Origin of the sequence: Neotamlana laminarinivorans, assembly GCF_020523925.1 — a bacterium.
GTDB classification, from domain to species: Bacteria; Bacteroidota; Bacteroidia; order Flavobacteriales; family Flavobacteriaceae; genus Neotamlana; species Neotamlana laminarinivorans.
Genome location: NZ_JAJAPW010000001.1, coordinates 718,837 through 742,459, shown reverse-complemented (window position 1 = coordinate 742,459; position 23,623 = coordinate 718,837). Strand labels below are relative to the sequence as shown.

Genomic DNA, 23,623 nt, shown 5'->3' with positions numbered 1-23,623 from the left:
ATTAATGTGGTAGCTTGTCTTTAAAAACACCATATAAATAGGTGCCTAAAAGGGCAAAAGCAATAACTATTAAAATGTTAAAAAATCCAGCACCTAATAATACATACATAGGCCCAGGACAAGCTCCAGCAAGTGCCCAACCTAATCCAAAAATAGTACCGCCAATAAAGTAGCGATAAAACCCTTTTTCTTTTGCTGGAATTACAATGGTTTCTTTATAAAAGGATTTTAAATTATTACGTTTTATAAATTGAATACATATAATTCCTAGAAATAAAGCAGAACCAATAATTCCATACATATGGAACGATTGAAATTTAAACATTTCATATATACGAAACCATGATGCTGCTTCAGATTTAAATAAAGTAATACCTATTAAAATACCTATGCTTAAATACGTTAAATACTTTTTCATGATTAAAAAATTAAAGGAAATATTAGATTAATCATTATTAAACCACCTACAAAAAAACCAATTACAGCTATTAGAGAGGGTAATTGTAAATTACTTAGTCCAGTAATAGCATGACCAGAAGTACAACCACCAGCATAACGTGTACCAAAGCCTATAAGCACACCTCCAATGGCTAATATTATTAAGGTTTTAATATCTTTTAAAGCAGATAAATTAAATAATTCGGTAGGTAAATAAGCTTTTCCTGCACTTTTAAAGCCAAGTGAATTTAATTCGGCAACAGATGCAGGTGATATATTTACGTTTAAGTTACTTGATAACAAATTAGCCGCAATAAATCCGCCAATTATTGTGCCCAAAACTACAACTAAGTTCCATTTGTATGCTGTCCAGTCGTATTGAAAAAACTTTACTTTTTTTCCAGCACCCAGAATAGAACACATGGTTTTTAGGTTACTAGACATACCAAAGGTTTTTCCTGCAAGTAAAAGCAAAAACATACCAATGGCTATTAATGGCCCAGAAATATACCATGGCCAAGGTTGAAAAATGATATCCATATTAAAAAATAAAGTAGCAAATTAACAGTTTTTGCAGCACTTTTTATGGAGAAGTAAATATAATTTGTTGAAATAAAGAAATAAGTGATTAAAAACACAAAACTTTAAAAATTTTGTAAATGAAATCTGAATAAATTATTTACTTATTAAAATGAATTAAAGAATACTATGGTTTTAATTAATATGAGGTCTTTTAAAATATTGATGTATTTAAGTTAGTAATTTTCATATTATTTTACTTTGAAATTTTTCCTGCTGCACAACTAAACATTGATTTTGCTTTTAAAACTATATTATTATCATTAGTTTTTGTTGGATAGCCTAAACTTTTAAGTTTAGTTTCAACTAAAGAAACATCGGTTTTACTATTATAATCAAATGAAACGGTAGACATTTCAATAGAAACATTAACATTAGTAATGTTTTTAATTTCAGATAAATTAGAGGTTATGGTATGCGCACAACCTCCACATTTTAAATTTTGTATTGCTATTGTTGTTTTCATTATTTAATCCAATTTAAATAACCACCTTTTAAATCGTAAATTTCTTTAAAACCCATTTTATCTAATTTTTTGGCAGCGCTATTACTTCTTTTTCCAGATCTGCAATACACATAAACAGGCTGGTTTTTATCTAGTTTATTAAATTCTTCGGTAAATTTTGAAATTTTAAAAACATCAATATTTTTAGCAGTTTTTATGTGTCCAGAATTATATTCGGTAGCAGTACGAACATCAACTAGTTGTACTTTTTTTGATTCTATTGCTTTTTTAAAAGCTTGTTTTTCTAAAATTTTTATGGTTTCTGGTTGTTGTGCACAACCAAATAAGTAAGATATAATAGACATGGTAATTAATATTTTTTTCATTTTGTGAGTTATAATGTTGAAGGACAAACGTAATTTGAAACTTTCACGCCATTTTTTTTAATTGCTTTAAAGCCTCCCTTAATGTCTATTAGGTTATGAATACCTCTACTTTTTAAAATTGAAGCAGCAATCATACTTCTGTAACCGCCGGCACAGTGTAAATAGAACGTTTCGTTTTCTGGGAATTCTGATAGATAATTATTTATATAATCTAAAGGTGTGTGTATAGCATTAATTACGTGTTCAGACTTATATTCACCATCTTTTCTAACATCAAAAACTGGAACATTATCATTTAATTTAGCTTGTTTAAACACAGAAGCATCAACTGAGCTAACTGTATCATATTCTTTTGATGCTTTTTTCCAAGAATTGAAACCACCATCAAGAAAACCAATTACTTGATCGAAACCAACTCGCGATAATCGTGTTATAGCTTCTTTTTCTCGGCCTTCTGGGGTTACTAATAAAATGGTTTGTTTTACATCGGCAATTAGTGAGCCAACCCAAGGAGCAAATCCTCCATCTAAACCAATAAAAATTGAACGTGGTATGTGGCCTTTTGCAAAATCGTTTTGATTGCGAACATCTAATATTACGGCATCAGTTTCATTTGCTACAGCTTCAAAGGCTTCAGGTGATAATGCTTGAGTACTTCGTTTTAAAACATCATTAAAGTCATCATACCCTTCTTTATTCATTTTAACATTTAAAGGAAAGTATTGAGGTGGAGGTAATAAACCGTTGGTAACTTCTTTTATAAATTCTTCCTTCGTCATATCTTCACGAAGTGCGTAGTTTGTTTTTTTCTGGTTTCCAAGAGAATCAACAGTTTCTTTACTTAAGTTTTTACCACAAGCAGAACCGGCACCATGTGCTGGATATACAATAACATCATCGGCTAAAGGCATAATTTTATTTCTTAGGCTATCAAATAGGTAACCAGCTAAATCTTGTTCTGTAATTTCACCAACTTTTTGTGCCAAATCTGGACGACCAACATCGCCTAAAAATAAGGTGTCTCCACTAAAAATAGCATGATTTTTTCCGTTTTCGTCTTTAAGAAGATAAACAGAGCTTTCCATAGTATGCCCAGGAGTATGCAATACCTTAATGGTAATATTGCCTAACTTAAATTCTTGATTATCTGTGGCTATGATAGCCTCGAAACTTGGTTCGGCTAAAGGACCATAAATAATTGGAGCGCCCGTTTCTTTAGATAAAGTAACATGACCACTAACAAAATCGGCATGAAAATGAGTTTCAAAAATATATTTAATGGTAGCGTTATTTGCTTTTGCTCTGTCTAAATAAGGTTGTACCTCTCGTAGCGGATCTATAATAGCAACTTCGCCATTGCTTTCTATATAATAAGCGCCTTGAGCTAAACAACCCGTGTATATTTGTTCTATTTTCATAGTATTAAATTTTATGATGCTAAATTAATAATAGTGTTTTGTTTTTATGGTAACAAAGGTTACTTATTGGTTTTATTAAATATGAGGTGTTAAAAATTCCATGTAAAAAATAAAGAAAGCCATAATTATTATAAAAACGCCAAAGCCTTTTTTTAGTTTCTTTCCGTCTATAAAACTACTAAAAAAACTACCTATAAATATACCAATAAACGATAGTGTTGTAAATAGGAGTAAAAAGGACCAATTAATATCCATAATAAACGCATCTCCAAGAAAAAAACCAATTAACGATTTAAACGCTATAATTATTAATGAAGTAGCTACAGCAACTTTCATTTCTAAACGAGCAAGAATAACTAATGCAGGAATTATTAAAAAACCACCGCCAGCACCAATTAAGCCTGTAATACCGCCAACAATTAAGCCTTCGATGAAAATTAAAGGATACTTATAGGTTACATTGTGTTTTTTTATTGGAATCGTTTTTGTGGTTAACATGGAAATGGCAGCAGGAATCATTAAAAACGCAAATAAGCCAAGCATGGCCATACGGCGAGTAAATGCGAATTGGTTTATGTTAAAAATAACATCAGGTAAAATAGGAACTACATTGTGTCTTACTATGGTTACACCAATAATAGCAGGAAAGCCAAAAATAATAGCTGTTTTCCAATCTACTAAACCTTTAAAATGTTGTTTTATTCCACCTAAAAGGGCACTAGAACCAACTATAAATAACGAATATGCTGTTGCTGCTTTTTCGTTAATGGAAAACATATAGGCTAAAACAGGTACAGCAAGTATAGAGCCGCCTCCACCAATTAAGCCTAATGAAATACCAATAACAAGAGCGCTTACATAACCTAAAATATTAAGAAACTCCATAATACAATTTGCTTAATAGCAAAAGTATATGGTAAAATTGTTGCATACAGTAACAATGGTTACACTCTTAAATTTTTAAAAGTGTAACATAATTTCTATGAAGCTCTATTTTTCCTAGATTCTCAAGTTTTTTAAGTAATCTGGATATTACAACTCTAGAAGTATGCAAATCGTAAGCAATTTCTTGGTGGGTGTTTCTAATTGTACCATCTTCTGATACGCGAGCTTTTTCAATGAGATATTTAAGTAACCGCTCGTCCATTTTTAAAAAAGCAATACTATCAATGGTTTCAAGCATTTCATTAAGGCGATTATGATAACTTTCGAAAACAAAATTGCGCCAACTTTTATATTTACCAGACCATTCTTCCATTTTTTGAATAGGAATCATCATGAGTTTTGCATCGGTTTCGGCAACAGCTTTAATTTCACTTTTTTTTTGCCCTAAACAGCAGGTAAGCGTCATGGCGCAGGTGTCGCCTTTTTCTAAGAAATAGAGTAGGAGTTCGTCGCCATCATTATCTTCGCGTAAAATTTTAATAGCTCCAGAAATTAATAAAGGCATAGATTTTACATATTCGCCAATATTAATCATAACAGCTCCTTCGGGAACTTCTTTAAAGGTGCCAACTTGGTTTATTTCGTTTAAAAGATTGTTTTCAAACAGGTGTCCGTAATTATCTTTTAGTTCTTGTATCATAAGGCTAAATTATGAGTATAAAATTAAGCCTTTCAATTTTTAATTTGTGTAACAAGGGTTACATTAATTTTATTTATAATAAAAGAGGCTGTTTAAAAAGTGTGAAATCTGTCATTCTGAATTTATTTCAGAATCTCAAACAATTGATTTTCAAAATACATTAGAATCTGAAACGAGTTCATATTGACAAAAATGTTACTTTTAAACAGCCTCTTATTGGAGCGCAAAACGTTTATTTTTTAGTTTCAATAATAATTACACCGTTTTTACCTTTTTCGCCGTATTTTTTAATGGCTTTTTCGTCTTTTAACACATTTACAGTTTTAATATCGTCTTTTTTTACATCTTTAAGTTTTTCATGGTCAATTTCTTTGCCATCAACAATAACTAGTAAGTCTTTGGGCAAACCATTAAACCCACTAGTTCCTTTAATGATTTTAATGGTTTTGTTGCTTGTTTTTGTATCGGTTTCATCTTTTGTTAAAATTTCTATAATGGCTTTTATATTGCCATATTCTTTTAGACTTTTTTCATCTTTTATAACATTTATAGATTTTACTTTAGAAGGCTCTAAAGCTTTTGCATCTTCTTTTTTAACTTTAACGCTATCAATAATATAAATAATAGAATCTTTTTGTGTAGTTGAGAAAAATTGTATTTTGTTTTCTTCTTTAATTATTACAGTTTCATTTTGTTTATTGGTATTACCTTTAAAACTAGCAACAATAGCGTTTTGAGAGTTAGCACCAGAAATGTTTATAGTTTCATTATTAGGGTTATAACTTATTTTAATGGGCATAATGGCTTCATCAGCGTTTATATTATAATTAGCTTTAGAGGTTTTAGATTTAGCATCAATTTTTATGGCAATTATTTCGTCGTTAGCATTTCGTTTTAATCCTTTAAATTTAATGGTAACACCTTGTGCTTCTAGCGTGTTTTTTATTTTGTTTAAATCGGCTTCGGTGCTGTTTTTAAGTAAAATTGCTTCAAAATGTTCGGTGAAACTAGTTGTAAATTCTGGTTTAGTTTCCGAAGTAATTTCTTTTTCAACATAAACAGTTCTAGTATTAAAGCTCATTAAAAACAGAGCAATTAACGGTAATACAGCCAAACATTTAATGCGATTCATGTTGTTTGATTTTGATTTGTGTAACATAACGATTCGTTTTTTGATTAATGAATTATAAAAAGCATTACTTAAAGCCAATTGATGAGTTGGTAAACTTTGTTTAAGTAATGTGTATTGATATTGTTTTTTGCAAGACACCGCTTTAAAAGCCGAATAATCTGCTAAAAACTCTAAGTTTTGTTTTAAGTCTTTTTGATATAACCATATAAACGGATTAAACCAAAGAATAACACAAGCCAAATTAGCTAAAATAACATCGAAAGAATGCTTTTGTTTAGCGTGTATTTTTTCGTGAGTTATAATTTGTTGTAATTCGGTATGGGTAAATTGTTCTGGGTTGTAAACAATCCAGTTAAAAAAGGAAAACGGAGACGCTGCGGTTTCGCTTTCAATAAAAATATAGTGGCCTTCTTTTCTTTTATTTGGGCATTTAATTACTTTAAATATGGCAGCAAATTGCAATAAAAACCTAAGTGAAAATATGGCAACTCCTGTAATATATAAATAAGGCAAAACATCAATAAAATTAAAGGTTTTTGTAGTTGCAGTAGTTTTTGTATTAAAAGTAAAATCGCTTAAAACCATGGGCGTGTAAGTAACATACTCTGTTATAACATACAAAGGCACTAAAAACGAAACTCCTAAACCAAAAAGTAAAAACCATCTGTTTTGTTTAAAAAAGGTGTCTTTTTGCAATAAAAGTTTATAAGTAAGGTAAAACAGGCCAACAATGGCGCTAACTTTTAGTAAATATGCCATTTTATTTCTCGTTTTCTATTAATGCAATAATTTCCTTAAGGTCGTCAACACTTATTTTTTCTTCTTTAGCAAAAAACGATACCATGTTTTTATAAGAATTATTAAAGTAGTTATTTATGGCGGTATTCATAAACTTCTGTCTGTAAGCTTCTTTTGTAACAATAGGGTAGTACTGGTGCGTTTTTCCGTAAGCATTATAAGCAACAAAACCTTTGTCTTCCAGCTTTCGAATTATGGTCGATAAGGTGTTGTAATGTGGTTTTTCACTTTTAATTTCTGCCATAACATCTTTAACAAAAGCTTTTTCCAGCTTCCATAAAATATGCATTACTTCTTCTTCTTTATTTGTTAATTTTTCCATTATTATAGTTTTTGGGCGTTCGGGCGGGCTTTACGCTATATCTTTTTTCTCGTGCCTCAAAAAAAGGATGCCGCTGCAATCCCTAACGCAATTCAAATATATAACTATTTTTGTAGTTATAAAACTATATAAGTAGTTATTTAACTAAATTTTAAGTTAACTAATATTATTTGGTGCTATAAAAAAACTTTTAGCAAATTAGATTCAACTTTAATTATCTTCGCAAAAAAAAAATTTTTATGAGTTTACTTTTGGTAATATTAGGTTTTGTGCTTTTGGTAATTGGAGGCGAGTTTTTAGTGCGTTCGTCTGTGGCATTATCATTTAAATTTAATATATCTAAAATGGTAATTGGGATGACGGTTGTAAGTTTTGCAACCTCTGCGCCAGAATTACTAGTAAGTTTGCAAGCGGCCATGTCTGGTTCGCCAGCAATTGCTATAAATAATGTAGTAGGCTCGAACATTGCTAATATTGGTTTGGTATTAGGTGTAACGGCTATGGTTAGCTCTATTGCTGTCGATAAATCGTTTTACAAACTTAATTGGCCAGTAATGATGTTGTTTTCTATAGTTCTATATTACTTCTTGAAAAACGACAATTTACTTTCGGCTATAGAAGGCGGTATTTTATTTGCAGGTTTAGTTGTGTTTTTATTCATTTTAATAAAAAATGCAAAACAAGAACAAGAAGCTATACCAGAAGAAGTAGACGATAAACTAGCACATACATCAAACTTTAAAATTGTAATTTGGTTATTAATTGGTGCGGTGGCTTTATATTTTGGAAGCGAATGGTTGGTAGAGGGCTCTAAAACTATTGCACGTTCTATTGGAGTTAACGAAGCCGTTATTGGTGTATCTTTAATTGCAATTGGTACAAGCGTTCCAGAATTAGCAGCTTCTGTAATTGCTGCAGCAAAGCAAGAAAAAGCCATTTCTTTAGGTAATTTAATAGGTTCTAATATTTTTAATATTGCTTCTGTATTAGGTTTAACATCAATAATAAAACCTATTCCGGTAACCGAACCTCAAATTTTAAGTAGCGATTTTTTTTGGATGTTAGGTTTTGCAGCTGTTTTAATTCCGTTAGTATTTTTACCAAAACGACTTCAAATAAGTAGAGTAAAAGGGTTTGTTTTAGTTTTAGCTTATGGTGTTTTTATGTTCTTAGTTTTTACTAAAGATAAGTTTTGATATTTTACTTTTCCCAGAAAGTTATAGAATAGGAATATTAAGATGTTTTTGTCCTAATCAATTATCTCTTACAATTTAATTTATGTATAATAATTAAGGAGTTTTCTGGTTTAATTAAATGGCGTAAAAATTCACATAAAAATAAAAAGGGCTTAACATTATTTAATATTAAGCCCTTTTTTTATGAATAAAACAGATTTATTAAATCTTAGCAGATTTTACAGTTTTAATAATTACCGCAGCAATTTTGTATGGGTCACCGTTAGATGCAGGACGTCTGTCTTCTAACCATCCTTTATAACCTTTTTCAACAGTAATTAATGGAATACGAATTGACGCGCCTCTATCAGATACTCCATAAGAGAAATCAGTAATAGCAGCAGTTTCGTGCTCACCAGTTAAACGTTGGTCGTTAAACTCTCCGTAAACAGCAATATGCTCATCAACAACAGGTCTGAACGCTTCACAAATTTTCTCGTAAGTTTCTTTAGAACCACAAGTTCTTAAAGTTGTGTTAGAGAAGTTAGCGTGCATACCAGAACCATTCCAGTCCATATCTTTACCTAGAGGTTTTGGGTGATACTCGATGTAATAACCATATTTTTCAGTTAAACGTTGTAATAAGTATCTTGAAATCCAAATTTCGTCACCAGCTTTTTTAGCACCTTTAGCGAATAATTGATACTCCCATTGTCCGCAAGCAACCTCTTGGTTAATACCTTCAAAGTTTAATCCAGCAGCAATACATAAATCAGCATGCTCTTCTACTAAGTGTCTTCCGTGAGTATTTTTCCCACCAACTGAACAATAATATAAACCTTGTGGAGCAGGGTAACCACCAACAGGGAAACCTAAAGGTAAACCAGTTTGAGTGTCCATAATAAAATACTCTTGCTCAAAACCAAACCAGAAATCATCATCTTCATCGTCAATAGTAGCTCTACCGTTAGATTCGTGTGGCGTACCATCAGCATTCATAACTTCAGTCATTACTAAATAACCGTCTTTTCTATCTGGATCTGGGTAAATAGCTACAGGAACTAATAAACAATCTGAAGAACCACCTTCAGCTTGCTTAGTTGATGAACCATCAAAAGACCAGTTTCCTATTTCTTCTAAAGTTCCTTTGAAATCTTCGTGTTCTTCTACCTTAGTTTTACTTCTTAAGTTTTGAGTTGGATAATACCCATCTAACCAAAGGTATTCCAGTTTAATTTTTGCCATAATGTATGTTTAATTTATAAATTAAAGTTAGTTATATTCACACAAATATAATTTTTTAAGTTATTACTCTAAATTTAATAGGGGTGTTTTAACAAGACTTCAATAAATTTTTATTTAAACCCCATTTTTTTGAGGGATATATTAAAAAAACTTAATTAATTTTTATTAAAACTGAAAAAGTGATAATAAGAATTTTTCTTTTTTTAAATCATTTTTAGTTTTTCGTGTGTATTTTTGCCAAAAACATATAAAAACTATGTCTACACTTCGTTTTCATGCTTTAAAAAAGACTTTAGCTAATAAACCAGTAATGTTTGATGATAATGTACGTCGTTCAGAGCTTTTTGCAAGTAATGTATTTAATGAAAACACCATGCAAAAGTATCTTACTAAAGATGCCATGCAAGGTGTGTTAAATGCCATACAACGCGGAAAAAAAATAGAGCGCGGTGTTGCCGATCAGGTAGCAGCTTCTATGCGTGACTGGGCGCTATCAAAGGGTGTTACGCATTATTCACATTGGTTTCAACCTTTAACAGGAAGTACAGCTGAAAAACACGATGCTTTTTTTGAATTAACCGAAAACGGATTAGGAATTGAGAAGTTTGAAGGTAGCTCTTTAGTACAGCAAGAACCAGATGCTTCTAGTTTTCCTAGTGGAGGCATTCGTAACACTTTTGAAGCTAGAGGTTACACTGCCTGGGACCCAACGTCGCCTGCGTTTATAATTGGTACAACCTTATGCATTCCAACTATATTTGTAGCTTACACAGGAGAAGCTCTAGATTATAAAACCCCACTTTTAAAAGCATTACATGCTGTAGATGAAGCAGCTACAGATGTGTGTAAATACTTTGATAAAAATGTAAAAAAAGTATCATCTTCCTTGGGGTGGGAACAAGAGTATTTTCTTGTAGATAAAGAGCTTATAGCTAGCCGTCCAGATATATTGTTAACCGGTCGAACTTTAATAGGGCATTCTTCTGCAAAAGGACAACAGCTAGACGATCATTATTTTGGAGCCATTCCAACGCGAGCTTTTAACTTTATGAAAGACTTAGAGCACGAGTGTATATTGTTGGGCATACCTGTAAAAACAAGGCATAATGAAGTAGCACCAAACCAATTTGAGTTAGCACCAATCTATGAAGAAGCCAATTTAGCTGTAGACCATAACGCATTAGTTATGGATATTATGGCGCGTGTGGCAAAAAGGCATAATTTTAAGGTGCTTTTGCACGAAAAACCTTTTGCAGGAATAAATGGTTCAGGTAAGCACAATAACTGGTCTTTATCCACAGATACTGGAATTAATTTATTATCACCAGGAAAAACACCAATGAGCAATTTACAATTTTTAACGTTTTTTATTAACACAATAAAGGCTGTTAAAGATTATGAGGAGTTATTGCGAGCCTCAATAGCTTCTGCCAGTAACGATCATCGTTTAGGGGCAAACGAAGCCCCACCTGCAATAATGTCGGTATTTATTGGCGAACAATTATCAAAAGTTTTAGCAGAGTTAGAAGGTGTAACAAAAGGTAAATTATCACCTGAAGAAAAAACAGAACTTAAACTAAATGTTGTTGGTAAAATACCAGATGTTTTACTTGATAATACAGACAGAAACCGTACTTCGCCTTTTGCGTTTACTGGAAATAAATTTGAGTTTAGAGCCGTAGGTTCGCTTTCTAATTGTGGCAACCCAATGACGGTTTTAAATACAATTGTTGCTAAACAATTAAAAGGTTTTAAAGTTGAAGTTGATACGTTAATTAATAAAAAAGATTTAAAAAAGGACGAAGCCATTTTTAATGTTCTTAGAGAGTATATAAAAGATACAAAAGCCATTTTATTTGAAGGTAATGGCTACGGAAAAATTTGGGAAGACGAAGCCAAAAAACGAGGTTTAAGTAATAACAGAACCACACCAGAGGCACTTGAAGCTAAAATATCAGAAAAAAGCATTTCGCTTTTTGAAGAAATGGGAGTTATGAGTAAGATTGAAACTGTAGCTCGCTATGAAATTGAAATGGAAGCCTATGTTACTCATATTCAAATTGAGAGTATAGTTTTAGGCGATATGGCCAGAAATCAAATTGTACCAACAGCAGTAAAATATCAAAATATTTTAATAGAAAATGTACAAGGTTTAAAATCTATTTTTGAAAATGATTTTAATAAATTAGCTAAAGAGCAACTAAAATTAATTAAAGAAATATCAAAACATATTGAAGGAATAAACGATAATGTAACAAAAATGATAAAGGCAAGAGAGGCTGCAAACAGCAATGAAAAAGTTCAAGAAAAGGCTATTGCTTATTGTTTTAAAGTAAAACCTTTTTTCGAAAAAATTCGTACGCATTGCGATAGTTTGGAATTGCTAGTAGATAATGAAATTTGGCCACTTGCAAAATACAGCGAAATGTTATTTACGCGATAGTTTTATGTTTTTTGAATGAAGGATTAATTTTGAACTCTTGTTGCAATCAATTAGTAAGTTGCTATTTTGATTAATTGAAACTGATATTAAGACCAATTTGACCTGGAGCAAATGATAAATTCCAACTTACCTTTTTATCGTTGTTGTTATACTTTGCTTTATACTTAGAGTCTAAATACTTATCTATCGATTCTACGATAACAATACTCATTACGGTGCCAAAAACGACATCGGAAAGCCAGTGTTTGCTAACAATGATTCTTGTAAAACCAGGAATCATTCCAACCGTATAAATCCCTGCTTTTACCCAAGGGTTTTTAAACTGTTTACCAATGGCGTAGGCATTAGCAAAAGATAAAACGGTGTGCCCTGAGAAAAAGGAATCGTAACCTTCAACTTTTTCGAAATGCCCAATACTGTAATTGCTTGAAGATTTTCCAGTCAACGGTCTTGCTCTATGAATAATTCGTGTACCAAATTGTTGTATTACTCCGCCAGAAATGGTTGAAGCCATCATTAAAACACCAGCTCTTCTTACTTTTTCATTCTTTATAAACAAACCGGTTAAATATACAGCACCAGAAAGGCTAAAATTTCCCTCTGGTCGTGCGTAATGGTTGCCAAACTCTTTTAAGCCTTCAGGTATTTCGCTTCTAATACCGTTAACCCAAGAATTAATCTCGTCATCGGCTAAATTTAATATTATGGTTCCGACAGTAAAGCCTGCAAAGTTAACCCAATCTTTCTTTTTCCAGTGTAATGGTCTGCTAAAAGAATACCCAACGCCTCCACCTATACTTCCCATGTCGTATTTAAAGTTTTGCCAAATTGTTTCCTCTTTTACCATTTCGGTAGTCGTTTGAGCATTCATAAAATTTAGAACGAAACCAATAAAAAGAAAAATTAATTTTTTCATAAAACAATTAAAAATGTATGAAGGGATGTAAAAGAGAAATTTAAAAATGGGTGCAAATATAAATTATTTATAAGGATAATAAGCATTAAGTAGCCAGGTTTTTGATAACCCAACACGAAAAAAACTTCGGATTTATGTAATAATTATTTGGTTTTAAAAAAGGTTAAAAACTCGTTAATAAAACCTATTTCATATTTTCATTTATCAAGCTTCATTTTAAATTATTACTTTACTTTTGCATAATAATCTAATCTTATGAGTCAAGAAGTTTCTAAACGATACGCACAACGAGGCGTTTCAGCATCAAAAGAAGATGTGCACAATGCTATAAAAAATATAGATAAAGGTTTATTTCCAAAGGCATTTTGTAAAATAGTTCCAGATTATTTAACTAACGATAACGATTATTGTTTAATAATGCATGCCGATGGAGCAGGAACAAAATCATCTCTAGCTTATATGTATTGGAAAGAAACCGGAGATGTTTCGGTATGGAAAGGTATTGCACAAGACGCTTTAATAATGAATATTGATGATTTATTATGTGTTGGTGCTACAGATAATATTATGTTATCTTCAACCATAGGTAGAAATAAAAATTTAATTCCTGGCGAAGTAATTTCTGCAATAATTAACGGGACAGAAGAATTAATATCAGAATTAAAAAAGTTTGGTGTTACCATTCATTCAACTGGTGGTGAAACTGCCGATGTAGGCGATTTAGTGCGAACCATTATTGTAGATTCTACAGTAACAGCCAGAATGAAGCGAAGCGATGTTGTTGACAATGCAAACATAAAACCAGGAGATGTTATTGTTGGTTTAGAAAGTTTTGGGCAAGCCTCTTACGAAACAGAGTACAATGGTGGAATGGGAAGTAATGGGTTAACATCTGCAAGACATGATGTGTTTAATAAATATTTAGCCGAAAAATATCCTGAAAGTTTTGATGCGTCTGTACCAGAAGATTTGGTGTATTCAGGTCAAGTTAAATTAACTGATGATGTTGAAGATTCTCCAATTAATGCTGGTAAATTAGTGCTGTCACCAACACGTACTTATGCACCAATAATTAAAGCTATATTAGCAAAATATAATAGTGAAACTATACATGGTATGGTGCATTGTTCTGGTGGCGCGCAAACAAAAATTCTTCATTTTATTGAAGAAAATCATATTGTAAAAGACAATATGTTTCCAATTCCGCCTTTGTTTAAGTTAATACAAAAACAAAGTAATACTAACTGGAAAGAAATGTACCAGGTATTTAACTGCGGGCACAGAATGGAACTTTATGTTTCTCCAAATGTTGCTACAGATATTATAGAAATATCAAAATCGTTTAATGTTAATGCTCAAGTAATTGGACGAGTAGAAGCATCAAAAGAAAAAAAGCTTACAATAAAAAGTGAGTTTGGAGAGTTTACTTATTAAATTTTGTTTCAATTTTATTTTTTTGGAATGATTATTGATAGCGATTACTTTTTTAATTAACCAAACATATCACAATGAAATATATTTCATTTATTTCGGCTTTACTTTTTTTTAATCTTTCATTCGCTCAACCTAGCTTTTTATTTCGCCCAACAGACGATGATGAAGAAGTTTTTACAGGACCAAGTTGGGAAACCACAAACAAGGCATCTGTATATTTAAGTCAAGTATCTTTTGTTAACTGGAATGCTGGTGGAACAAACTCAATATCGGGGTTAATGAGTTATCAAACTTCAGCAAATTATACCGATAAATATTACACCTGGAAAAATGATGCTTCGTTAAAGTTAGGCATGACAGACCAACAAGGTAGTAGTCTTCAAAAATCGGATGATATATTTTCACTTAGTTCTAACTTTAGCTATCAATCTGATGACAAATCAAATTGGTTTTATTCAGCAAAACTTACATTTAATACACAGTTATTTAATGGTTATACTTATTCATCAGATTCTAGAACGTTAATATCTAGTTTTTTAGCGCCAGGGTATTTATATTTTGGTGGCGGTATGGAGTATGGTAAAAATGTTGATAAAATGTCAATTTATTTCTCGCCAGTAACACTTAAAACTACTTTTGTTTTAGAAGAAGATTTAGCAAATGCTGGTTCTTATGGTGTTGATCCTGCAGTTTATGATGATGATGGTAATATAATATCAGAAGGAGAGCGTATACGTTCTGAGGTTGGTATTTTAATTACTAATAGTTACGAAATGGCAGTAATGAAAAATGTTAACTTAAAAAATCAAGTGAGTTTATACTCAGACTATTTAAATAATTTTGGAAATGTTGATGTAGACTGGAGTTTAGACTTTGATTTTAAAGTAAACGATTACATTAAGGCATCATTTGGTTCTCAAATAAAATATGATGACGATGTAAAAACTGTTGTTGAAACCGATGATGGTGAAACTGCTGAAGCTGGTGCAAAAGTACAATGGAGACAGTTTTTAGGTGTTGGTTTTGCTGTAGATTTTTAAAAATTAAATAATAAACTTATCAACTTTCACTTGTTAATAACAGAGGTAAAATGCTGTATATTAATAATTAATACTTTTGGGTTATATTGCTAGCCTGATAATTATCATGCTTTCTTGCTTTGCTTTTTAGTTAATTTATTGTTCCAATAAATTTTCTAAAACAGTAAAATCTAGCTGAATTCATGAATACAAAATTTTCTAAACCCTCTCTTAAAACTTATAGTCAAGAAGAGGCGTATCAGGCTTCCTTAAAATATTTTAATAACGACGATTTAGCTGCTCGTGTATGGGTAAATAAATATGCCTTAAAAGATTCTATAGGTAATATTTATGAGCTTACACCCCACCAAATGCATACCCGAATAACTACAGAACTTTGCAGAATTGAAAATAAGTATAAAAATCCCCTACCAAAAGAAAAGATTTTTAGCTTACTCAAAAATTTTAAATATATAGTTCCACAAGGTAGCCCAATGGCAGGAATTGGTAATCCTTATCAAATAGCATCCTTATCCAATTGTTTTGTTATTGGTAATAATGGGCTTTCAGATTCTTATGGAGGGATAATGAAAACAGACCAAGAACAAGTGCAGTTAATGAAGCGCCGTGGAGGTATTGGCCACGATTTATCTCATATTCGGCCCAAAGGATCTTCGGTAAAAAATTCGGCTTTAACATCTACAGGTTTAGTGCCTTTTATGGAGCGGTATTCTAATTCAACTAGAGAAGTAGCGCAAGATGGCAGGCGAGGAGCATTAATGCTATCCGTGGCAATAAATCATCCAGATTCAGAAGATTTTATTGATGCAAAATTAGCACAAGGTAAAATAACAGGAGCAAATGTATCTGTAAGAATAGATAATGAATTTATGCAAGCTGTAAAAACTAAAAGTAAGTATCTTCAAAAATATCCTGTTTTTAGTGCTAACCCAAAGCAAATCAAAACAATTAAGGCGGAGCATTTATGGAATAAAATTATTCATAATGCATGGCAATCTGCAGAGCCAGGAATTTTATTTTGGGATACTATAATAAATGAATCTGTACCAGATTGTTATTCAGATTTTGGTTTTAAAACCGTGTCAACAAATCCTTGTGGCGAAATTCCACTCTGTCCTTACGATTCTTGTAGGTTACTTGCTATAAACTTGTTTTCATATGTAGATAAACCTTTTACTAACAATGCATCATTCAATTTTAAACTATTTAAAGAACATGTAGCTTATGCACAGCGGATAATGGATGATATAATTGATTTAGAGTTAGAAAAGATTGAAGGCATTATAAATAAAATTAATGCCGATCCAGAAGATGAAACTATAAAGCATACAGAACGTAATTTGTGGATTAATATAAAACAAAAAGCTAAAGAAGGTCGCAGAACTGGTATTGGTATAACTGCAGAAGGCGATATGTTGGCGGCATTAGGTATTCAGTATGGTAGTGACCAGGGAAATACATTTTCTTTAAAAGTTCATAAAACATTGGCAATTGAAGCGTATCGGGCATCGATTAATTTGGCAAAAGAGCGCGGAGCATTTCCTATTTATAATTCAGAATTAGAAAAACAAAATCCCTTTATAAATAGATTAAAAGAAGCAGATGGTAAGTTATATTACGATATGTTAGAGTATGGTAGGCGAAACATAGCGTTGTTAACCATTGCGCCAACAGGTACAACAAGTTTAATGACGCAAACCACATCTGGAATTGAGCCTGTTTTTATGCCAGTGTATACAAGACGTCGAAAAGTTAACCCTAACGATAAAAACATTAGAGTAGATTTTGTTGATGAAGTTGGAGATTCATGGGAAGAATATGTGGTTTTTCATCATAAATTTAAGCATTGGATGGAAGTAAATGGCATAAATATTAATAAAAATTATAGCCAAAAAGAAATTGAAGAATTAATAAAGAAATCTCCGTATTATAAATCCACATCAAACGATGTGGATTGGCTTAGCAAAGTAAAAATGCAAGGTGCTATACAAAAATGGGTAGATCATTCAATAAGTGTAACCATTAATCTTCCAAACAACGCAACCGAAAAACTTGTAGGCGATTTATATTTAAAAGCATGGGAGGTGGGGTGCAAAGGCGTAACGGTGTATCGAGATGGCTCTCGATCTGGTGTATTAATAGCAAACGCTACTAAAAATGAAGAAAAAAATACTTTAACAAACTTTCCTATAAAGCGTCCAGATATTTTAACTGCAGATGTAGTTAGGTTTCAAAATAATAAAGAAAAATGGATTGCTTTTGTAGGTTTAATAAATGATAAACCATACGAAATATTTACTGGATTAATAGATGACGAAAATGGCCTTTTAATACCGCATTATATTCAAAAAGGTTTCATTTTAAAAAGTAAGAATAAAAAAGGTGAGCGCCGTTACGATTTTCAATATAAAGACAAAAGAGGCTATAAAGTAACCATACAGGGGTTGTCTCATAAGTTTAATCCAGAATTCTGGAACTATGCAAAACTTATATCATCTACTTTGCGTTATGGTATGCCAATTGATAAAATAGTGAATTTAATTAATAGTTTACAACTCGACACAAAATCTATTAATACCTGGAAAAATGGAGTAGTTAGAGCTTTAAAAAAGTATATAGCAAACGGTACAAAAGCTAAAGGACAAAAGTGCGAAAGTTGTAAATCAAATAACGTGATTTATCAAGAGGGTTGCTTAATTTGTAAAGATTGTGGTAGCTCAAAATGTGGCTAGTACTAAAGCAAGTTTTTTAAATAAAACATTTAATAATAGCAATAAAACTACATGTTATAATGCTATCAATTAAAAACAAACTACTAAAAAATTTAAAATTTGATAAACCTTTTATTTTATAAAAATTAACACGCTTTCTTAAGTCCCTATCATTTAACAAAACCCACAATAAAAAAGTTAAAAATAATTTAGTAAAAAGCGCTAGTATAACTTCTGCATTAATAATAGTGATAGCTATAGTTACCAAAAAAGACCAAAAAGCTAATGGTTTATAATAGTTTATTATTGCAGTTACTTGTTTTAGCATAATCTTATTAACGTAACAATAGTTAAAATTATTTTTTAACTTATTAAAGCACTATAATTTTAAATGCATAAAAAATTGTACTTTTGATTTTCAAATTTTTTGAGGAACGATGTTAGAGAAATTACAGATAGTAAAACAACGATTTGATGAGGTTAGCGATTTAATAATTCAACCAGATATTATATCAGATCAAAAGCGTTATGTAGAGTTAAACAGAGAATACAAAGACTTACGTATTCTAATGGATAAACGCGAAGAATATATTGAATTAACTAATAATTTAGCTGAAGCTGAAGAAATTATAGCAGACGGAAGTGATGCAGAAATGGTTGAAATGGCCAAAATGCAATATGATGAAGCTAAAGAAGGTATACCTAAATTAGAAGAAGAAATTCGAGTACTTTTAATACCAAAAGATCCAGAAGACTCTAAAAATGCCGTAGTAGAATTACGCGCAGGAACAGGAGGAGATGAAGCAAGTATTTTTGCAGGCGATTTATTTAGAATGTATAATAAATATTGTGAAAATAAAGGTTGGCGTGTAGATGTTGTTGATTTTAGTGAAGGCACAAATGGTGGCTTTAAAGAAATACAATTTGAAGTATCTGGCGAAGATGTTTATGGTACTTTAAAGTTTGAAGCCGGCGTACACCGTGTGCAGCGTGTGCCACAAACCGAAACACAAGGTCGTGTACATACAAGTGCAGCAACCTGTATGGTGTTTCCAGAAGCAGAAGAGTTTGATGTAGAAATAGACCCAAAGGATGTTAGAATAGATTATTTCTGTTCCTCTGGTCCTGGTGGGCAATCGGTAAATACAACCTATTCGGCAGTACGTTTAACGCACGAACCTACAGGTTTAGTAGCGCAATGCCAAGACCAAAAATCGCAACATAAAAACAAAGAAAAAGCATTTAAGGTGTTACGTTCTAGATTGTATGATTTAGAATTGGCTAAAAAAATGGAAGAAGATGCTGCCAAGCGTGGAAGCATGGTAACATCAGGAGATCGTAGTGCTAAAATTAGAACATACAACTACCCACAGGGTCGTGTTACAGATCATAGAATAGGTTTAACACTCTACGATTTACAAAACATTGTAAACGGAGACATTCAAAAAATAATAGATGAATTGATGCTTGCAGAGAACACAGAAAAATTAAAAGCAAGCGACGAAACCATTTAAATATATTCCCGCAATTGCGGGATTCTTTTTATATAATAGTTTACTGAAAATATTAATAATGACAACAGCACAACTTGTTTCAGAAATTAAAAAAAAGCAATCTTTTCTTTGTATTGGTTTAGATGTTGATTTAAATAAAATTCCCGAACATTTATTAAAAGAGGAAGATCCAATATTCGCTTTCAATAAAGCAATTATTGATGCAACTCACCATTTATGTGTTGCCTACAAGCCAAATACGGCCTTTTATGAAGCATATGGTTTAAAAGGATGGAAAGCTTTAGAGAAAACCATTGTATACTTAAACGAAAATTATCCTGAAATTTTTACTATTGCAGATGCAAAACGTGGCGATATAGGTAATACAAGTACAATGTATGCCAAAGCTTTTTTTGAAGATTTAGCTTTCGATTCTGTTACTGTGGCTCCATATATGGGAAAAGACTCTGTAGAACCTTTTTTAGAATTTAAAGATAAGCATACTATACTTTTGGCTTTAACCTCTAATCAAGGTGCTTTCGATTTTCAAACAAAACAATTAGAGGAGAATGAATTATATAAAGAAGTTTTAAAGATATCAAAAACTTATAAAAATTCTGAGAACTTAATGTATGTTGTTGGCGCTACAAAAGCCGAATATTTAGCTGAAATAAGACAAATCATACCAGAAAGTTTTTTACTAGTACCTGGTGTTGGAGCTCAAGGTGGAAATTTGCAAGAGGTTTGTAAATATGGTTTAAATAACCAAATAGGGTTATTAATAAATTCTTCTAGAGGTATTATATATGCATCAAAAAATGAAGATTTTGCTCAACAAGCGGCTAAAAAGGCACAAGAAATACAAAATGAAATGAGTGCATTTGTTTAATTGTAGTTACGATACCATTTTTTCATCATTACTATTAAAATTTAAAACATTTTGTAATTGCCTTAAATTTATTGGTTTTACTAAATAATTACTTACCAGGTTAGTTTGTTTAGCTCTTTGCTTATCATTATCATCTATAGATGAGGTTATAATATGTATAATTGGTTGGTATAAATTATCTTGGTTAATTTTTTTTATTAATTCTAAAAATTCCCAACCATTAATACAAGGCATATTTAAATCTAGCAAAATAACACTAGGAAGCATTTTAGGCGTTTCAATATTATCTGATATATAATTAAATGCAGTTTTACCGTTTTCAAATAATAATATTTGTGAGTCATTAATATTTAACTTAAACAGTAATCTTTGTGTAATTTTTCTAAAAAGTAAATTGTCATCTATAATTGCGATTTTATGCATGGGTAGTCTAGTTTTATGGTAATAATGTTGCCTATAGTTTTTTGTGGCAATATTTTAATTTTTCCGCATAGTTTTTTTATGTATAAATTTAAAAAGTGTAAGCTATAATTTTGATGTTTATTCTTTATTTGTTTAGTATTATTGGTTATTAAAAATCCAGAATTATCAGTATAAACTATATTAAAAAAGGTTTTGGTGTGTGTGGTGGTTATATTAATTTTTAAGTCAGTGTCATTTAATTTATTCATAAAAGAGTTAATTAATAAATTAACTAATAAGTTTTTAATATAAACTTCAGGCAATTTTAAATTAGCTATTAGGTTATAGCTTATTATTGTCGATTTTGGCTTTAAATAATCTAACTCTAATATTATGTTTTCTAAGTTTTTAGAAAATTTAATTTTCGTGATTTTATCTTTTCCTAAGCTTTTAATAAATTCATGATAGTTAGTCAATAAATTTAATCCATAATTTAAATTATTGGCATTAGTTAAATACATGGCTTCTATATCTTTAAAGTTTAAGGTAAGCTCTTCTGTATCATATTCTTTGTATAAATTATAAAGTTCTTTTAAAGCAATTATAGGTTCTCTTAAATTGTGAGATGTTAATGAAGCAAAATCATTTAAGTAATTATTTTTTTCACCTAATTCGTTATTAACTGATTTTAGTTGTGAGTTTGTTTTTAATAGTGCTTTTGATTTATCTGATATTTCCTTAAAAAAATCTATAAAGCGTGATGAGTATAAAAAAATACTCATTAATATGGTTAGGTTTAAAAACAGAAAAATTATAAATATACCAACGTTAGGAAAAATTATATTAAAATATATAGCAATAGAAATGCTCACAATTATAATTATTGGTAATAAAAAGAAGTATGGAAAATAATTATAAGGGTGTGTTTTTTTTAATGGTAAAATTTGAAACTCATAATTTTTTATGTTTTCAATTAATGCTATTTCGAATAATGATATAGAGTTTATAAAAAACAATATTGAAGTATTCCAACTTAAACTACTAAAACCAATTACTGTTGTTACAGATTCTTTATCTAAGAGATAATAAAATATTGCAAAAGATGATAATAAATATAATAGGCAATTTGTAATTAAAAAGTAAAGGTTTTTTTTTACTACCCAAACAAAATATATACTAGCATATGCCAATGTAAACATTAAAATTGTGGCATATGATGATAAGGCAAAAACACCGCTTGGACTTAAATTAAATATATAAGCGATAATTTGAGAAATTTGAATAAATAAACCTACAAATAAAAGATGTTTTATAAATTTCCTTTTTATTAATAAAGGAATAACAAGAAATACAAAACTTAAACTTGTGGCTACTTTCATTGTAGCACCAGGATTTATAATATATCCTGTAAAAAAATTATTTATATGGTTTGAACTCCATGCATAAATATTTATAACTGCCATTAATATGGTAAAATTAGCAGTTAGTTTATATGCAAATAAAGCCCTGTGCCGTAAATTATTTTCTTTTAAAGGAAGCATAAGTTTATTATAAATAAGTTAACACTTTACTAAATATAGTAATTTTCTTTCAGTTAAGTATGTTTTAACTTACATAAATATAATAAACTATTTTTAATTAATTTATGAGCATGCTCATAGATTAATTAAACAAAATTTTATTGGCTTAGTTAATAAATTTTAAATTAGGCTAACTGGCCTAAGTCTTGTTTATAATCTACTTTGCTAACGTCATCAACAAAATTTTCAATCATGTTTTCTAATTCTTTTAAACTTAAAAGTTTACTTAGGTTTGGTTTAATCTTACCAACTTTGCAAAAATGTGGACTCATAACTTTTCTTTTTTTATTATTCTTAAATTACGTATTTAATCGATATTTAGACGTTATTTTAAGGTTAAAGAAATGTTAAAATGATTTTTTTGCTTTTATTTTAAAAAAAAACGCAAAAATCTAATTTTTAGATTTTTGCGTTTTAAACTTAAAAATAAGTTTTTTAGTCTTGTAAAGCAAATACTTGTTTTAGTAAATCTGTTGTTCTAGATGCAACAGAGTTTCTTATTTCTTTCTCTTCTACGGCTATCATAGTATAAACTCCTTTTAAAGCTTCACCAGTTACATAATCTGTTAAATCAGGATTTACATTATTAGTAAACGGAATGTTATTATACTTAGTAATTAAGTTAGCCCAAATTTTATCGGCACCCACTTTTGCGAATGAAGAATTTATTACCGGTTGAAATTTATCGTAAAGCGATGTTTGTGTTTTTGTAGTTAAATACTGCGTAGCGGCATCATCATTTCCTAATAAAATATTTTTTGCATCTGCAAATGTTATACCTTTAACAGCGTCAACAAAAATGGGTGTTGCTTCTTTTACAGCATCTTCTGCTGCTCTATTAAGTACTTTTAAACCTTCGTCTGCTAAACTACTTAAACCAATATCTCTTAATGCTTTATCAACTTTTTGTAATTCTTCAGGTAAGGTAATTTTTACTAATTCATTTTTAAAAAAACCATCAGTTTGCGTAAGCTTAGTTACTTGTTTGTCTATTCCTAAGTCTAAAGCTTGTCTTAAGCCAGAGGCTATTTGGTCGTTACCTAAGGTAGTAGTTTGCTGCGGAAGCTGGTCTACAACTTGTTGTAATTCTGCACAAGCAGCTAAATTAAAAACAAGTAAACCAATTAAAAATTTACGAATCATGGTATTGGGAATTAAATTTAATGAAGCAAATTTAAGATTAAATACTATT

General features: G+C 30.6%; 22 protein-coding genes. 7 read left to right on the top strand and 15 right to left on the bottom strand.

All coding sequences use genetic code 11. The features are described 5' to 3' along the window. Nucleotide 1: 1 nt before the first annotated feature. The 9 genes from LG649_RS03390 to LG649_RS03350 all read right to left on the bottom strand — a co-directional run bounded on the left by LG649_RS03390 (nucleotide 2) and on the right by LG649_RS03350 (nucleotide 7,103). Nucleotides 2–418 (bottom strand): DUF6691 family protein, encoded by a 417-nt coding sequence (locus tag LG649_RS03390; RefSeq protein ID WP_226540902.1) that lies wholly within the window; start codon nucleotides 416–418, stop codon nucleotides 2–4. Nucleotides 419–420: 2 nt separating this feature from the next. Further along, on the bottom strand, nucleotides 421–978 hold the full coding sequence (locus tag LG649_RS03385; RefSeq protein WP_226540900.1) for a YeeE/YedE family protein: 558 nt from the start codon (nucleotides 976–978) through the stop codon (nucleotides 421–423). A gap of 235 nt (nucleotides 979–1,213) precedes the next feature. After that, on the bottom strand, nucleotides 1,214–1,483 hold the full coding sequence (locus tag LG649_RS03380) for a heavy-metal-associated domain-containing protein (protein WP_226540899.1): 270 nt from the start codon (nucleotides 1,481–1,483) through the stop codon (nucleotides 1,214–1,216). Beyond that, a complete protein-coding gene (locus LG649_RS03375) occupies nucleotides 1,483–1,848 on the bottom strand; it encodes a rhodanese-like domain-containing protein (RefSeq protein WP_226540897.1) in 366 nt (121 codons plus the stop codon). Before LG649_RS03375 ends, LG649_RS03380 begins: the two co-directional genes overlap by 1 nt. Before the next feature lie 8 nt (nucleotides 1,849–1,856). After that, a complete protein-coding gene (locus tag LG649_RS03370; RefSeq protein ID WP_226540896.1) occupies nucleotides 1,857–3,266 on the bottom strand; it encodes an MBL fold metallo-hydrolase in 1,410 nt (469 codons plus the stop codon). 75 nt (nucleotides 3,267–3,341) lie between these two features. Further along, the gene (locus tag LG649_RS03365; protein WP_226540895.1) at nucleotides 3,342–4,151 is read right to left on the bottom strand and encodes a sulfite exporter TauE/SafE family protein; all 810 of its coding nucleotides are present in this window, start codon (nucleotides 4,149–4,151) and stop codon (nucleotides 3,342–3,344) included. A gap of 67 nt (nucleotides 4,152–4,218) precedes the next feature. Next, entirely contained in the window at nucleotides 4,219–4,851 is a 633-nt protein-coding gene (locus LG649_RS03360; protein ID WP_226540894.1) for a Crp/Fnr family transcriptional regulator, read from the bottom strand. 232 nt (nucleotides 4,852–5,083) lie between these two features. Then, nucleotides 5,084–6,742 (bottom strand): M56 family metallopeptidase, encoded by a 1,659-nt coding sequence (locus tag LG649_RS03355; RefSeq protein WP_226540893.1) that lies wholly within the window; start codon nucleotides 6,740–6,742, stop codon nucleotides 5,084–5,086. 1 nt (nucleotide 6,743) lies between these two features. Then, nucleotides 6,744–7,103 carry a BlaI/MecI/CopY family transcriptional regulator gene (locus LG649_RS03350; RefSeq protein WP_226540892.1) on the bottom strand — a complete coding sequence of 120 codons (360 nt, stop codon included), beginning with the start codon at nucleotides 7,101–7,103 and terminating at the stop codon, nucleotides 6,744–6,746. A gap of 239 nt (nucleotides 7,104–7,342) precedes the next feature. Here LG649_RS03350 and LG649_RS03345 point away from each other — a divergent pair, with 239 nt between their 5' ends. Beyond that, on the top strand, nucleotides 7,343–8,299 hold the full coding sequence (locus tag LG649_RS03345) for a calcium/sodium antiporter (protein WP_226540891.1): 957 nt from the start codon (nucleotides 7,343–7,345) through the stop codon (nucleotides 8,297–8,299). A gap of 201 nt (nucleotides 8,300–8,500) precedes the next feature. On the opposite strand, the gene LG649_RS03340 is transcribed toward LG649_RS03345, so the two are convergent. Beyond that, nucleotides 8,501–9,523, bottom strand: a complete 1,023-nt coding sequence (locus LG649_RS03340) for a glutamine synthetase beta-grasp domain-containing protein (protein WP_226540890.1) — start codon at nucleotides 9,521–9,523, stop codon at nucleotides 8,501–8,503. A gap of 256 nt (nucleotides 9,524–9,779) precedes the next feature. Between LG649_RS03340 and LG649_RS03335 the strand changes: the two genes are divergently transcribed. Then, complete coding sequence (locus LG649_RS03335) at nucleotides 9,780–11,966, top strand: glutamine synthetase III family protein (protein ID WP_226540889.1); 2,187 nt, start codon at nucleotides 9,780–9,782, stop codon at nucleotides 11,964–11,966. Nucleotides 11,967–12,036: 70 nt separating this feature from the next. On the opposite strand, the gene LG649_RS03330 is transcribed toward LG649_RS03335, so the two are convergent. Then, nucleotides 12,037–12,882, bottom strand: a complete 846-nt coding sequence (locus LG649_RS03330) for a phosphatase PAP2 family protein (RefSeq protein WP_226540887.1) — start codon at nucleotides 12,880–12,882, stop codon at nucleotides 12,037–12,039. Between the two features lie 255 nt (nucleotides 12,883–13,137). On the opposite strand from LG649_RS03330, the gene LG649_RS03325 reads away from it, so the two are divergent. From LG649_RS03325 to pyrF, 5 genes are all read left to right on the top strand, one after another. Next, nucleotides 13,138–14,316: an AIR synthase related protein gene (locus LG649_RS03325; RefSeq protein ID WP_226540885.1), complete on the top strand. Its 1,179-nt coding sequence runs from the start codon at nucleotides 13,138–13,140 to the stop codon at nucleotides 14,314–14,316. 74 nt (nucleotides 14,317–14,390) lie between these two features. Next, nucleotides 14,391–15,356 (top strand): DUF3078 domain-containing protein, encoded by a 966-nt coding sequence (locus LG649_RS03320; protein WP_226540884.1) that lies wholly within the window; start codon nucleotides 14,391–14,393, stop codon nucleotides 15,354–15,356. Nucleotides 15,357–15,538: 182 nt separating this feature from the next. Continuing rightward, the gene (locus LG649_RS03315; protein WP_226540876.1) at nucleotides 15,539–18,088 is read left to right on the top strand and encodes an adenosylcobalamin-dependent ribonucleoside-diphosphate reductase; all 2,550 of its coding nucleotides are present in this window, start codon (nucleotides 15,539–15,541) and stop codon (nucleotides 18,086–18,088) included. A gap of 416 nt (nucleotides 18,089–18,504) precedes the next feature. Then, nucleotides 18,505–19,581 carry a peptide chain release factor 1 gene (gene prfA / locus LG649_RS03310; protein ID WP_044632356.1) on the top strand — a complete coding sequence of 359 codons (1,077 nt, stop codon included), beginning with the start codon at nucleotides 18,505–18,507 and terminating at the stop codon, nucleotides 19,579–19,581. Nucleotides 19,582–19,639: 58 nt separating this feature from the next. Beyond that, a complete protein-coding gene (gene pyrF, locus LG649_RS03305) occupies nucleotides 19,640–20,449 on the top strand; it encodes an orotidine-5'-phosphate decarboxylase (protein WP_226540874.1) in 810 nt (269 codons plus the stop codon). Between the two features lie 6 nt (nucleotides 20,450–20,455). Here the strand turns inward: pyrF and LG649_RS03300 are convergent, their stop codons facing one another. From LG649_RS03300 to LG649_RS03285, 4 genes are all read right to left on the bottom strand, one after another. Continuing rightward, nucleotides 20,456–20,872 carry a response regulator gene (locus LG649_RS03300; RefSeq protein WP_226540872.1) on the bottom strand — a complete coding sequence of 139 codons (417 nt, stop codon included), beginning with the start codon at nucleotides 20,870–20,872 and terminating at the stop codon, nucleotides 20,456–20,458. Then, on the bottom strand, nucleotides 20,851–22,314 hold the full coding sequence (locus LG649_RS03295; RefSeq protein WP_226540870.1) for a phytochrome family protein: 1,464 nt from the start codon (nucleotides 22,312–22,314) through the stop codon (nucleotides 20,851–20,853). Before LG649_RS03295 ends, LG649_RS03300 begins: the two co-directional genes overlap by 22 nt. Nucleotides 22,315–22,556: 242 nt before the next feature. Next, nucleotides 22,557–22,703, bottom strand: a complete 147-nt coding sequence (locus LG649_RS03290; protein ID WP_226540868.1) for a hypothetical protein — start codon at nucleotides 22,701–22,703, stop codon at nucleotides 22,557–22,559. A 163-nt stretch (nucleotides 22,704–22,866) separates the two neighbouring features. Next, nucleotides 22,867–23,574, bottom strand: coding sequence for a DUF4197 domain-containing protein (locus LG649_RS03285; RefSeq protein WP_226540865.1), 708 nt, complete (start codon nucleotides 23,572–23,574; stop codon nucleotides 22,867–22,869). Nucleotides 23,575–23,623 lie beyond the last annotated feature (49 nt).

Coding starts and splice junctions, on each gene's coding strand:
- LG649_RS03390 (WP_226540902.1), bottom strand. CDS start 418: ATGAAAAAGTATTTAACGTATTTAAGCATAGGTATTTTAATAGGTATT.
- LG649_RS03385 (WP_226540900.1), bottom strand. CDS start 978: ATGGATATCATTTTTCAACCTTGGCCATGGTATATTTCTGGGCCATTA.
- LG649_RS03380 (WP_226540899.1), bottom strand. CDS start 1,483: ATGAAAACAACAATAGCAATACAAAATTTAAAATGTGGAGGTTGTGCG.
- LG649_RS03375 (WP_226540897.1), bottom strand. CDS start 1,848: ATGAAAAAAATATTAATTACCATGTCTATTATATCTTACTTATTTGGT.
- LG649_RS03370 (WP_226540896.1), bottom strand. CDS start 3,266: ATGAAAATAGAACAAATATACACGGGTTGTTTAGCTCAAGGCGCTTAT.
- LG649_RS03365 (WP_226540895.1), bottom strand. CDS start 4,151: ATGGAGTTTCTTAATATTTTAGGTTATGTAAGCGCTCTTGTTATTGGT.
- LG649_RS03360 (WP_226540894.1), bottom strand. CDS start 4,851: ATGATACAAGAACTAAAAGATAATTACGGACACCTGTTTGAAAACAAT.
- LG649_RS03355 (WP_226540893.1), bottom strand. CDS start 6,742: ATGGCATATTTACTAAAAGTTAGCGCCATTGTTGGCCTGTTTTACCTT.
- LG649_RS03350 (WP_226540892.1), bottom strand. CDS start 7,103: ATGGAAAAATTAACAAATAAAGAAGAAGAAGTAATGCATATTTTATGG.
- LG649_RS03345 (WP_226540891.1), top strand. CDS start 7,343: ATGAGTTTACTTTTGGTAATATTAGGTTTTGTGCTTTTGGTAATTGGA.
- LG649_RS03340 (WP_226540890.1), bottom strand. CDS start 9,523: ATGGCAAAAATTAAACTGGAATACCTTTGGTTAGATGGGTATTATCCA.
- LG649_RS03335 (WP_226540889.1), top strand. CDS start 9,780: ATGTCTACACTTCGTTTTCATGCTTTAAAAAAGACTTTAGCTAATAAA.
- LG649_RS03330 (WP_226540887.1), bottom strand. CDS start 12,882: ATGAAAAAATTAATTTTTCTTTTTATTGGTTTCGTTCTAAATTTTATG.
- LG649_RS03325 (WP_226540885.1), top strand. CDS start 13,138: ATGAGTCAAGAAGTTTCTAAACGATACGCACAACGAGGCGTTTCAGCA.
- LG649_RS03320 (WP_226540884.1), top strand. CDS start 14,391: ATGAAATATATTTCATTTATTTCGGCTTTACTTTTTTTTAATCTTTCA.
- LG649_RS03315 (WP_226540876.1), top strand. CDS start 15,539: ATGAATACAAAATTTTCTAAACCCTCTCTTAAAACTTATAGTCAAGAA.
- prfA (WP_044632356.1), top strand. CDS start 18,505: ATGTTAGAGAAATTACAGATAGTAAAACAACGATTTGATGAGGTTAGC.
- pyrF (WP_226540874.1), top strand. CDS start 19,640: ATGACAACAGCACAACTTGTTTCAGAAATTAAAAAAAAGCAATCTTTT.
- LG649_RS03300 (WP_226540872.1), bottom strand. CDS start 20,872: ATGCATAAAATCGCAATTATAGATGACAATTTACTTTTTAGAAAAATT.
- LG649_RS03295 (WP_226540870.1), bottom strand. CDS start 22,314: ATGGCAGTTATAAATATTTATGCATGGAGTTCAAACCATATAAATAAT.
- LG649_RS03290 (WP_226540868.1), bottom strand. CDS start 22,703: ATGAGTCCACATTTTTGCAAAGTTGGTAAGATTAAACCAAACCTAAGT.
- LG649_RS03285 (WP_226540865.1), bottom strand. CDS start 23,574: ATGATTCGTAAATTTTTAATTGGTTTACTTGTTTTTAATTTAGCTGCT.